Source organism: Synechococcus sp. CC9616, assembly GCF_000515235.1.
Classification (GTDB): domain Bacteria; phylum Cyanobacteriota; class Cyanobacteriia; order PCC-6307; family Cyanobiaceae; genus Parasynechococcus.
Genome location: NZ_KI911558.1, coordinates 2,449,896 through 2,461,828 on the forward strand (window position 1 = coordinate 2,449,896; position 11,933 = coordinate 2,461,828).

Below are 11,933 nucleotides of genomic sequence, written 5' to 3' on the forward strand. Positions count from 1 at the left end.
ATAACCGGCGACACAGCCGTAGCGCTCGATCAGGCTGGCGAGAGCCTGATAAGCCCAGTCGGTTGGGTAAACATCAGAAAACTGGGTAATGCTGGTGACCTGCTCTTCGACGTCCACGCTGTCCGCGTAGTCGGTCACGCCGTCGATGTTCAGGTCTGCGGCATGTGCTCCACTAGCCAAAAGGCCAAGAGCAGCAGGCGCTACCAGCAATTGCTGGAAGAGTTTCATGAGATTCCTCACACAGGAAGTGCCCACATGGTGGGCTTATTTATTTTGGAGAGAAAAGTATTTTCGACTACATAAAACGATATTGACGAACGTGACTTTTTATACATGCATTCGGCTTAATTCGGAAAATCAGGCCAATCACAAGACCGGCCCGACGGGTTGGTGTGAGTTATCCGTCAGGACAACTCAGATTTCATAGCAGCAATGCATTCTTTTGCCATTGCCTTTTGTTCGACACCAAAGTGATTTTTTTTACAAGGCGGTTTGGTGTGTCAATTGTCTGTTTAAGAAGGATGAAACCCTTGGGCGTGCAGCATCAGTGGTGCTAATTTTGTCAGGTGTCTGTCATGAATGATGACGCGCGCTGAAAAGAACATCCTTGTGGGAGCACCAATTCAGAAAAAGAAAGGATGTAAGAAGTCAAAATGTTCGAAATGGAAGGGTGGTTCCTGCCGTTGTGGTAGAGATTAATCAGACAGAAAAATCACGACCGTTTCGCGTAGTTCATCGATTGTAATTTGTCGCTCTTTTCTCATTGCGCTTAATGTTCTGCTGACGGTTGATCGCGTAGCGCCAATCATTTCGGCTATTCGGGCATGAGGCAATAAAAATTCAAGTTGAAATCCTTCTGATGTTCTCTTTCCAAATCGTTCTGAAAGTAATTTAAGTAGTGCTAAAAGGCGATCCTCTGCTTTGGCTGGATTGCGTACGAAATGCAGAGCAAGAAGCCAATCACTCAAGAAGTCATCGTCGAGGTGCTCATGTTCTGCATCGAAGCAGATCGAAAGGTTTGTGTCTGTTAATGCTTCAATTGATAGCTGGCAGGACTTTGGATATCGAAATTTTCCACATTCCATCGGTGACATGATTGCCATGGTCACATCGGCTTGCTCGATTTCGTGGGATGTTGAAACTCTTAAAAGCCCTTCTTTGATATCGATGTCGATCCATTGATTCCTCGATGGTTGTGATAAAACGAGTGATTGAGCTTTTCTGAGGCTCAGATTGCTCGAATTGCTCCGCACGCCTGGTGAAGATGTGCCCATTAAGCCGAGGCCTCGTAGCATTTGTTACGGGGATTGGTGATTATTGAATTGCTAAATGATCTTAGGCTTGTATGTATGTCAATACGCATTGATTTCGCCTTTTAATTGTTGTCGATGTTATCAGCTCGGCTCTCAATCGTTGCTCTTTTTGCTCTTGTCGCTTCGGCTTTTTTCGGCTTGCGTCTGTCTCCTAAATCCGTCGACAATAGCTTTAGTTCGTCCCCGCGGCCTTCATCCAAAGAGTTGATTCGGAATCGTCAGATCTGAGGATTTCAAGATACTCATTGGTCATGGCTTGAGCATCTAGGTCTGAGCCTTTTAGTGACAGAAAAGAAATCCTGTTCATGCACCAGTCTTTCAGGTTGTTGAGATTGTGGATTCTTGCTCCAGGTAGGTTGTTTGGCTTCGCTGTCACTTTCCCTTTAAGTAGTTTTAGGCAGGTTGCATGTTTGGACGAAATCCCGTTGTTGATGCTCTACGAATTGGAGTGATGTTTGCTACTGGTTTGGTGACGTCGCTCTTTGCTGGTTATTTCAGTGTTGACCCTGGGTACCCCCTTGGGGTGACCATCCGTCCATCGCGGGCATATGTGCTGCTGTTTCCGATCAGAACAAGCGTGAGCATGTCTACGGAGTTGGGGTCCAGATTCTTCAGCGTGCTGTGTCGGATGTGTTCCTCCTGTCTGCCGAGTTGACGTGCCAGGACCACCGGGGTGCTTCCCGGTCGTTCCGCCAGCAGTAATTCTTTTGTCCGTTCCAGTTGCCAGTCACGATCCTTGGAACGTGGGTTGTAAAGCGCCACGACGAAATCCCCCGTCGCTGCAGACTTGACCCTCTGTTCGATCACCTGCCAGGGCGTGAGTCGATCGCTGAGGCTGATGGTGCAGAAATCATGCATCAGCGGTGCCCCGGCCTTGGCTGCAGCAAGCTGTAAGGCAGAAATTCCTGGATGCACCGTGAAACTTGGCCTCTCATCGGGAGGCTCTTGCAACCACAATTCCATTGCAAGCCCTGCCATTCCATAGATGCCGCTGTCTCCGGATGAAATCAGTGCCACGCGTGCTCCCTGCTTGGCCAGCGCCAAGGCCTCTGCGCAGCGATCCCATTCACGCGTCAGCTGGCCGTCGACGCGTACTTGTTCGGGTTGTCTCAACGGCTCGAGCAGGTCGAGATAAAGGCTGTACCCCACCCAGGCGACACAGCGTTCGAGAGCCCGACGGGCGTCGCCGCTCAACAGGGATGGGTCCCCTGGCCCACTTCCGATCAGGTGTAGTTCGCCTCGCTGGGGAGCGAAGGGAGCCACTGCTTCGGCAATGGCCACTGTGACGGCTCCCCGTTCCCCCTCGCCCGCGTAGGTGATCCGCTTGGCTTGCCTGAGAATGCCGTCATCCCCAGCGGCCAGCAGGGCAGCGGCTTCCGCCACCGAAGCCGTTCCCATTTCCTCCAGCACCTGCTGCGAGGGCGTCGGCACCGCGACCTGATGGAGTTGTTCAGAGCTGTAGGTCCGCATCGGCCACGACTCCTGCTTGCAGAGCTGCAGCAGTGCGGCTTCGTCGTTCTTGCGGTCAGCACTGGCCAGCCCAGCGATCGCTTCAGGGGCCAGGCCGGCCTCTTTCAGACTCTGTTGAATCGCCCGATCCACCAGCCGCTGGCTCGTGTCTCGTTCACATCCCACCCCAATCCAGAGGCTGGCCGGATGCCAGCGGCAGGGAGCAAGCAACTTGGGGCCGATGCTGAGCTGAACGTCCGAATGATCGATTGTTGGCGATGTGATCTGGCGAAGCAGTGTGTTGTCGCAGCCTTGATGCCATGCCTTGTTGCCACTGCTCTGGCTCGATAGGGCCTCTTCTCCCCGTGCCTGAGCCTTCATCAGGTCGCGCCAGGCTTCGACGCTGCCACCCCGCCGCCATCCCCAGAGATAGCCAAGACAGTCCAGGGCCAGCCGCCGCTCACTGGAGCAGGCGCCCGTCAGCACTGCTGCACCGCCAAGTTCAGCAGCGATTTCGCGTGCCAGTTGTTCCGCTCCGCTGCTGTGTCCGCCCAGCAGCGGAATGCACCAGCGCCCCTGAGGATCCAGAACGATCACAGCCGGATCATGCTGTTTGCCACGGATCTGCGGAGCGATCAGTCGCGTGACGGCGCCAACTGCTCCGACGATCATCAGGACATTGTTGTTCTGCCAGTGGCTCTTAAAGAAGTCAGAGCCATCATGTCCACTCTCCGCCAGCGCGTCGAGATGCCCGCGCTGCTGAAGGCGTTGCAGCAGATTCTGGCCGGACGATGACAGACCAAGGCCCAGGCGCCTGCCGGGAGAAGGCACAGAAATAGTCCTCAGTTCAGCTCAAGGAGTTCACGTGCTGATCCTCCCAGGCTGGACTGCGGGACCAGCAGCGGCTCCTCGCTGGAGGCTTGAACTCGTTTCAGGGTGTCTGCCTCTCGATCGGCTTCGGCCTTGATCTCTGGCTCAGGCTGACCGGACTCCAGGCTGAGGCCTGTCTCGGATTCAGCTCGGGACTCAGAAACGTCGTCCAGCTCTTTTGAAGTCGAACCTTGCGATTCAGAGTCCCCGGATTCAAAGCCCCCAGATTCAGACTCTTTGGAGATTGAAGCCCTGAAGTCCGTGTCTGAGGAATCGGAAGCTATCGACTCTGAGGCTGTTGTCTTTGAGGCTGTTGTCTCTGAGGCTGTTGCCTCTGAAGCTCTGGACTCTGTCGTTGATGAGATCAACGGTTCATCACTGTCGAGAACCGGCTCGGGTTGATCAGATTCATCTGCAATCGTCTCTGGATCCTGAACCGGAACGGCTGACTGCTCAGGAGCTGTTCCACTCAGGGTCGCCAGTTCACCATCGCTGAGATGGTTCTTGTACCAGGCAGCTCGCTCGGCTGAGCGGCCCTCGATGTGGATCAGTCGATTGTTGAAAACAGGGGTCAACGGTTCTCCCAGGCCATCCAGCAGCTCCATCTGCACGCTCACTCCCCCTGGCTGACTCGGGCCTTTCAGCCAAATCGCTTCCTGCTGGTCGACAAGCACGCTGTTGCCATCCAGGCTCAGGCGCAGTTTCCAGCGTTGATCACCCTCACGCAGATTCTGTAAAGGTGCATTCCAGATCAGCCAGTTGAGCAGAATCGGTTGGCCGCTGCGCCAACTCGTTGGGACAATGGGAACCAGCCAGGGAGCCTCCTGATCAGGCTGGGTACCAGGCAGGGACTGCCAGCGATGAAGCCGCCAGCTGATCGTTGCCCCAGGGGAGTTCACCGCTTCTCCCCAGGGGTAGGCGGCCCAGGCGCTCAAACGATGGCTGCCCGGATTCAGCTCGGCCAATGAAACCTTGAGCAAACCGTCATCGGACTCAGACAGTCGTCGGGGAGGCTGATCATCGATCTGCAACACCACATGGGGCCCGAATCCCAGGGCTGAGTCCTGATTGAGCGGCCAGTCCGAAATCTCCATCTCCAGAGTGATCGGATCCGCATCCACCACAGCGCCATCGACGGGAGAGAGGAGTCGCAGCTTGGGGCGATGTTTGTCGAGGGATCTTCGAAGTTCCTGAACGCCGCCTGGAGGTGCAATCTCCTGAAGTTTGTAACCAGTCCTTGGACTTGCCTGCGATGCCTGGCTGGCCTTGTTCGGCAACCAGTTCGGCAGGGCGTTGGCGGTTGAGACAGGGAGTATCAAGAGGGCTGCCACCAGCAAGCTTCCGAGCCATGGCCTCAGTGCGAGTCGTGCCATCGGGCGGCGGAGAATCCATCCATTCTGATTGCGACAGCTGTGTCGGTCAGTTGTTGACACTCAACAAGGAAAAATCCCCTTAATTGTATTAGTCAGGGTTTGAAGATTGTTTCTTCCCGCTGATTTCTAGCCTTCTTCAGACGCCAGTCGCTGACTGGCGCGCGATGGGATTGAACCTTTGTAACTCATAGGCATAGAAGGTCATCGTGCGCGCCTATGCTTCCGCAAGAGGTCCCCTTGTCGGGGCCCAAGCACCAGTTCGTACAAGAGGTTTCGGCCTCCGATCGAGCTGGCGCCCGGCGGTTCCGTCTCTATGAGGCGAGCTGTCAGGGCCCCGACAGGCTCAGGCCTTTCGGAAGGGGTGTCCCATCACCTCGATCCCGTCCCCTCGAGGAACGACTCGATGACCATCAGCCCACCAGAGCGTGGGAGCAGCGCGAAGAATCAGGTCGAAAAGGTCGACAATCCAGCGACCTTCGAACTGTTCGGCAAGCCCGGACATTTCGACCGATCCCTCGCCAAAGGTCCCAAAACCACTTCATGGATTTGGAACCTCCACGCCAACGCTCACGACTTTGACGCTCACACGAGTGACCTTCAGGAGGTCTCTCGGCGGATTTTCTCCGCACACTTCGGCCATCTGGCCGTCATCTTCATCTGGCTGAGCGGTGCCTTCTTCCACGGCGCTCGCTTCTCTAACTATTCCGGTTGGCTTGCCGATCCCACCCACGTGAAGCCCAGTGCTCAGGTGGTGTGGCCGATCTTCGGCCAGGAAATTCTTAATGGCGATATGGGTGCCGGCTTCCAAGGCATTCAGATCACCTCAGGCCTGTTCCACGTTTGGCGTGGATGGGGCATCACCAGCGAAACCCAACTCATGGCTCTGGCCATCGGTGCCCTGGTGATGGCCGGCCTGATGCTCAACGCCGGTGTTTTCCATTACCACAAGGCTGCGCCGAAGCTGGAATGGTTCCAGAACGTTGAGTCAATGTTGAACCACCACCTGGCAGGTCTGCTGGGTCTCGGTTCATTGTCCTGGGCTGGTCACCTCATCCACGTGTCCGCTCCCGTCAGCAAGCTGATGGATGCCATCGACGCCGGCCAGCCGCTGGTGGTCGATGGCAAAACCATCGCCACCGTGGCGGACATCCCCCTGCCGCACGAGTTCTTCAACCAGGACCTGCTGGCACAGCTCTATCCCGGCATCGGTGCAGGGATCGGTGCCTTCTTCTCAGGCAACTGGGCCGCCTACAGCGATTTCCTCACCTTCAAAGGTGGGCTGAATCCTGTCACCGGCAGCCTCTGGATGACCGACATCGCCCATCACCATGTGGCGATCGCCGTCCTGTTCATCGTCGCCGGTCACATGTACCGCACGAACTGGGGCATCGGTCACTCCATCAAGGAGATCCATGAAGGTCAGAAGGGTGATCCCCTGCTGTTCCCGGCTCCCAACGGTCATGACGGTCTCTATGAATTCTTGACGACCTCCTGGCACGCCCAGCTGGGCCTCAACCTGGCCATGCTCGGCTCGCTGAGCATCATCGTGGCTCAGCACATGTACGCCATGCCTCCGTATGCGTACATCGCCATCGATTACCCAACACAGATCGGTCTGTTCACCCACCACATGTGGATTGGTGGATTCCTGATCGTTGGTGGCGCCGCTCACGCGGCCATCGCCATGGTCCGCGACTACGACCCCGCCAAGCACATCGACAATGTGCTCGACAGGGTGCTCAAAGCACGCGACGCGATCATCAGCCACCTGAACTGGGTGTGCATCTGGCTCGGAGCCCACAGCTTCGGCCTTTATATCCACAACGACACCATGCGTGCCCTGGGCCGTCCCCAGGACATGTTCAGCGATTCGGCGATTTCAATTCAGCCGATTTTCGCCCAGTGGATCCAGAACGCCCACGCTGCTGCCGCTGGCAGCACAGCTCCCAACGCCCTTGCCGGTGTGAGCGAAGTGTTCAACGGTTCAGTGGTTGCTGTCGGCGGAAAAGTCGCCGCTGCACCCATGCCGCTCGGCACGGCCGACTTCATGGTCCACCACATCCACGCCTTCACGATTCATGTGACGGTGTTGATCCTGCTGAAGGGTGTGCTCTACGCCCGCAGCTCCCGCCTGATTCCAGATAAGGCCAACCTGGGCTTCCGTTTCTCCTGCGACGGCCCCGGTCGCGGTGGCACCTGTCAGGTGTCTGCTTGGGACCACGTGTTCCTGGGTCTGTTCTGGATGTACAACTCCCTGTCGATCGTGATCTTCCACTTCAGCTGGAAGATGCAGAGCGACATCTGGGGGACGGTGAATGCCGACGGTTCCGTCCAGCACATCACCAATGGCAACTTCGCCCAGAGCGCCATCACCATCAACGGCTGGCTGCGTGACTACCTGTGGGCTCAAGCCGTGCAGGTGATCAACAGCTACGGCTCCAACACCAGTGCCTATGGCCTGATGTTCCTTGGTGCCCACTTCATCTGGGCCTTCAGCCTGATGTTCCTGTTCAGCGGCCGCGGCTACTGGCAGGAGCTGATTGAGTCCATCGTCTGGGCTCACAACAAGCTGAAGGTGGCACCTGCCATCCAGCCCCGTGCGCTGTCCATCATCCAGGGCCGTGCCGTGGGTGTCGCCCACTACCTCCTGGGCGGAATTGCGACCACGTGGGCCTTCTTCCACGCCCACATTCTTGTGGTCGGCTGACCTCACTGACCTTTCCCTCTAATGGCAACGAAATTTCCTTCGTTCAGCCAGGGTCTGGCTCAGGACCCGACAACCCGCCGTATTTGGTACGGGATCGCCACGGCTCACGACTTCGAGAGCCATGACGGAATGACGGAAGAGCGTCTTTATCAGAAGCTCTTCTCCACCCATTTCGGACACCTCGCGATCATCGGCCTGTGGGTTTCGGGCAACCTGTTCCACATCGCCTGGCAGGGCAACTTCGAGCAGTGGGTCGCCGACCCCCTGCATGTGAAGCCCATCGCACACGCAATCTGGGATCCCCACTTCGGTCAAGGTGCCATTGACGCCTTCACCCAGGCGGGTGCTTCATCCCCGGTGAATATTGCGTTCTCCGGTCTGTACCACTGGTGGTACACGATCGGTATGCGCAGCAACGCCGAGCTGTATCAGGGATCCATCTTCATGATGATCCTTTCGGCCTGGGCTCTGTTTGCTGGCTGGCTGCATCTTCAGCCCAAGTTCCGACCCTCCCTGGCCTGGTTCAAGAACGCTGAATCACGCCTGAATCACCACCTCGCCGTACTTTTCGGCTTCAGCTCCATCGCCTGGGCCGGTCACCTGGTTCACGTGGCCATCCCTGAAGCCCGTGGTCAGCACGTTGGTTGGGACAACTTCACCAACGTTCTGCCTCACCCCGCCGGTCTTGGCCCTTTCTTCACCGGCAACTGGGGTGTGTATGCCGAGAACCCTGACTCCTTGAATCAGGTGTTCGGCAGCTCCGAAGGAGCCGGTACCGCGATCCTGACCTTCCTTGGTGGTTTCCACCCCCAAAGCGAAGCGCTCTGGCTCACCGACATCGCCCATCACCATCTGGCCATCGGTTGCATCTTTGTGATCGCCGGCCACATGTACCGGACCAACTTCGGCATCGGTCACTCGATCCGCGAGATCCTCGAAGCCCACAACCCACCCAAGGGCACCCCTGGTGACCTGGGCGCTGGCCACAAGGGTCTTTACGACACGATCAACAACAGCCTGCACTTCCAGCTCGGCCTGGCTCTCGCCTCCCTGGGCGTGGTCACCAGCCTGGTGGCGCAGCACATGTACTCGATGCCGTCGTATGCCTTCATCGCGAAGGACTACACAACCCAGGCAGCCCTCTATACCCACCACCAGTACATCGCCATTGCGTTGATGTGCGGCGCTTTTGCCCACGGTGCGATTTTCTTCATTCGTGACTACGACCCCGAAGCCAACAAGGACAACGTCCTGGCTCGGATGCTCGAGCACAAAGAAGCGATCATCAGCCACCTGAGCTGGGTGTCACTGTTCCTTGGCTTCCACACCCTCGGCCTTTACGTCCATAACGACGTGGTCGTGGCTTTCGGAACGCCTGAGAAGCAGATCCTGGTGGAGCCCGTCTTTGCTCAATTCGTCCAAGCCGCATCCGGTAAGGCGATCTACGGCTTCGATGTGCTGCTCTCCAACGCGTCCAGTTCAGCCAGCCTGGCCTCCCAGAACATCCCTGGCGAGCACTACTGGCTGGATGCCATCAACGGCAACACGGATGTCTTCCTGCCCATTGGCCCTGGAGACTTCCTGGTTCACCACGCCATTGCTCTGGGTCTGCACACCACAACCCTGATCCTGGTGAAGGGAGCTCTGGATGCCCGTGGCTCCAAGCTGATGCCAGACAAGAAGGACTTCGGTTACTCCTTCCCCTGCGACGGCCCTGGCCGTGGCGGTACCTGCGATATCTCGGCCTGGGATGCCTTCTACCTGGCGGTCTTCTGGGCTCTGAACACCGTGGGGTGGGTCACCTTCTACTGGCATTGGAAACATCTGGCGATCTGGTCCGGCAACGTGGCTCAGTTCAACGAATCCAGCACCTACCTGATGGGTTGGTTCCGCGATTACCTCTGGCTCAACTCCTCCCAGCTGATCAACGGCTACAACCCGTTCGGCAGTAACAACCTGGCCGTTTGGGCCTGGATGTTCCTGTTCGGTCACCTGGTGTGGGCCACCGGTTTTATGTTCCTGATCTCCTGGCGGGGTTACTGGCAGGAACTGATCGAAACCATCGTCTGGGCTCACCAGCGAAGCCCCATCGCCAACATGATGGGCTGGCGCGACAAGCCTGTCGCTCTCTCGATTGTTCAGGCCCGTGTGGTTGGTCTGGCCCACTTCTCAGTGGGTTACGTGCTCACTTACGCGGCATTCCTGATCGCGTCGACGTCAGGCAAGTTCGGTTGATTCATATCTGATCAACAGTCCATCTTCGAGTCGTTCTTGATGATTTCCTCGCCCGTTCGTCGGGCGAGGTTTTTTATGGCTCGACTCTCAGGATGGTTCAGGTTGTGCCGTGAAAGATCAACTGGACTGGAAGTTTCCGGTCTGAAAAGGAACCAGCTGTGAGACCAGTCATGCTGATGAGATAACGCCGCCCACGAAAAAGCCCCCTGGAGTGGGGGCTGGAGCAAGTGAATTTGGATAGTCGGCGGAGCGTTCAGGCTGCGCCGAGAAGCACATCTGTCAGCGAGCCGCTGTCAGCTGGGTCGACGGAACGATGATCATGCCCGGAGTGGTCATGGCCTTCATGATCATGATCATCTTCAACAGTAAATGGCTCGTCGGGAACGATATTCTTGTTGGATCCGCCTGAGTACTGAAGATCACCTTTGCTGAGCTTCGTGTCGAGAACTTTTGCGAGTGTGTGCTTGCCGGCTTTGATCAGTGAATCACCTTTTTTATTGGTGATCTTAATGTTGCCTTTGCCGTATCCATCAACCCGGATCACATCTTTTTTCTCATAGTCCTTGATCAGAGATGTGCCACCTCCTTCGATGTAGAAATAATCCTTACCGTTGCCGCCGATCATCGTGCAATCATCTCCGTCGGCATAGAGATGGTCGTTTCCATCGCCTCCGAGAAGGGTGTCTTTCCCGTACCAGGTGAAGATTCTGTCATGGCCCTTCCCTCCCTCGTATTTGTGCTTTTCCCAATGACCTGACATCAGGTCATCTTTGTTCGATCCTTTGACGAAAGTCTTTTTTGCTTTCGGAACTACAACATTGAAGTCGGCATAGTCAAGGACTTTGTCCGTCCAGGGATCGATGTAGTTGCCTTTGACATCGAGATTGTCATAGCCCTTCTCATAGAGTTCCTGAATGTCGTCATATAGGTCGCCAAGCTTGTCCTGGATATCAAGATCGGGGATCCATCCTTCGACTTCGTCCTTGACGTTGTCCAAACCATCTTGAACGTTGTCAGGAATTGCATCATCAACAATGTCGGTGACGTTGTCTTTGATGTTGCCTTTGCCCATAACTTGGTAGTTGGTTTGACAATTTCATCTTTAGCAAAGGCGGCGACGTTTCAACATGTTTCGCCGGCTGCGACCTGAAAAAAGGTGATTTCTGGATCAACTCCGTTGGCGGTTCTGATGCTTAGCGTTCCGGCGTTGCTACAGGTGGATGTTGGATCAATGGGAGCTTTTGCTGCGAAACATCGGCGAATGGCATGGCAGCTTCAACACCTACGACAGCGGGCTTCAGCTCAAAAGGCGTCAACCCTCGATCCTCACGCTTGAGCCAGCAGCGGCGGGTGTTCCGGTCAACCTCAGCCTGCTGTTCTGGCCGGACAATCCCTTGCCAGCTGAGAACCCCTATGGCGGTGAACCGGTCAAGCAGATCCGTCAGAGCTTTTATCAGCCGGATCAACAGCTCACCTTTTTCCCGACGGGAAGCTTCTGCCGCGGATCCCTTCAGCTGGCTCCCTTCATCAGGTTCTACGCCGAGTTCTGCTTCCTGCTCGGCGATCGGCGTCATCGCCAGGTGTTGCTCTGGGATGGCTCGGGACGCTTCGACCATCCAGTGCTGATCAGCGAAATGCGTGCTGGCAGCCAGGCTGGTCAGCTTCCACAGCTTCAGCCCGAGTGGCTGACAGGGCAATGGCAGGGGCGCCAAGTTGTGATCACGGCAGAGGGCGGGCCCGCGGACACGCAGGAGTCGGCCTGCTCGCTGCGGCTCACGCCCTCTGATCTCACCACGCTGCGTTGCCTTCCCGATGGTGGTGGCTTCATCGCACCCAGTCCGGTGACGCAGCGTTCTGGTTTCACCGTTGAGGCGTGGTGGCTGGCCTCTCCGCAGCATCTGGAACGCCTGCTTCGCCACTACAGCGACAGTGGATCCTTGCTGGCTTCACAACAGCAGGTGCTGCAGAAGCTGGTGGCCTGAGGAC

The 11,933-nt window shown here is 56.6% G+C and carries 7 protein-coding genes and 1 pseudogene; 3 read left to right on the plus strand and 5 right to left on the minus strand.

Annotated features, from left to right (window positions below; all coding sequences use genetic code 11):
* From SYN9616_RS18010 to SYN9616_RS0113665, 4 genes and pseudogenes are all read right to left on the minus strand, one after another.
* Window positions 1-228 (minus strand): annotated as a pseudogene (locus SYN9616_RS18010) (porin); the annotation flags it as partial.
* Between the two features lie 467 nt (window positions 229-695).
* Window positions 696-1,274, minus strand: coding sequence for a helix-turn-helix domain-containing protein (locus SYN9616_RS16720; RefSeq protein WP_198015191.1), 579 nt, complete (start codon window positions 1,272-1,274; stop codon window positions 696-698).
* A gap of 528 nt (window positions 1,275-1,802) precedes the next feature.
* The gene (cobJ, locus tag SYN9616_RS0113660; protein WP_255326796.1) at window positions 1,803-3,593 is read right to left on the minus strand and encodes a precorrin-3B C(17)-methyltransferase; all 1,791 of its coding nucleotides are present in this window, start codon (window positions 3,591-3,593) and stop codon (window positions 1,803-1,805) included.
* Between the two features lie 11 nt (window positions 3,594-3,604).
* A complete protein-coding gene (locus SYN9616_RS0113665) occupies window positions 3,605-5,005 on the minus strand; it encodes a hypothetical protein (protein WP_028953593.1) in 1,401 nt (466 codons plus the stop codon).
* Between the two features lie 403 nt (window positions 5,006-5,408).
* Here SYN9616_RS0113665 and psaA point away from each other — a divergent pair, with 403 nt between their 5' ends.
* Window positions 5,409-7,712, plus strand: coding sequence for a photosystem I core protein PsaA (psaA, locus tag SYN9616_RS0113670; protein WP_028953594.1), 2,304 nt, complete (start codon window positions 5,409-5,411; stop codon window positions 7,710-7,712).
* Between the two features lie 21 nt (window positions 7,713-7,733).
* Window positions 7,734-9,947 (plus strand): photosystem I core protein PsaB, encoded by a 2,214-nt coding sequence (psaB, locus tag SYN9616_RS0113675; RefSeq protein ID WP_028953595.1) that lies wholly within the window; start codon window positions 7,734-7,736, stop codon window positions 9,945-9,947.
* Between the two features lie 253 nt (window positions 9,948-10,200).
* Here psaB and SYN9616_RS0113680 read toward each other — a convergent pair whose 3' ends face one another.
* Window positions 10,201-11,019 (minus strand): hypothetical protein, encoded by an 819-nt coding sequence (locus tag SYN9616_RS0113680; protein ID WP_028953596.1) that lies wholly within the window; start codon window positions 11,017-11,019, stop codon window positions 10,201-10,203.
* Between the two features lie 148 nt (window positions 11,020-11,167).
* On the opposite strand from SYN9616_RS0113680, the gene SYN9616_RS0113685 reads away from it, so the two are divergent.
* Window positions 11,168-11,929, plus strand: coding sequence for a DUF3598 family protein (locus tag SYN9616_RS0113685; RefSeq protein ID WP_028953597.1), 762 nt, complete (start codon window positions 11,168-11,170; stop codon window positions 11,927-11,929).
* Window positions 11,930-11,933: the final 4 nt, after the last annotated feature.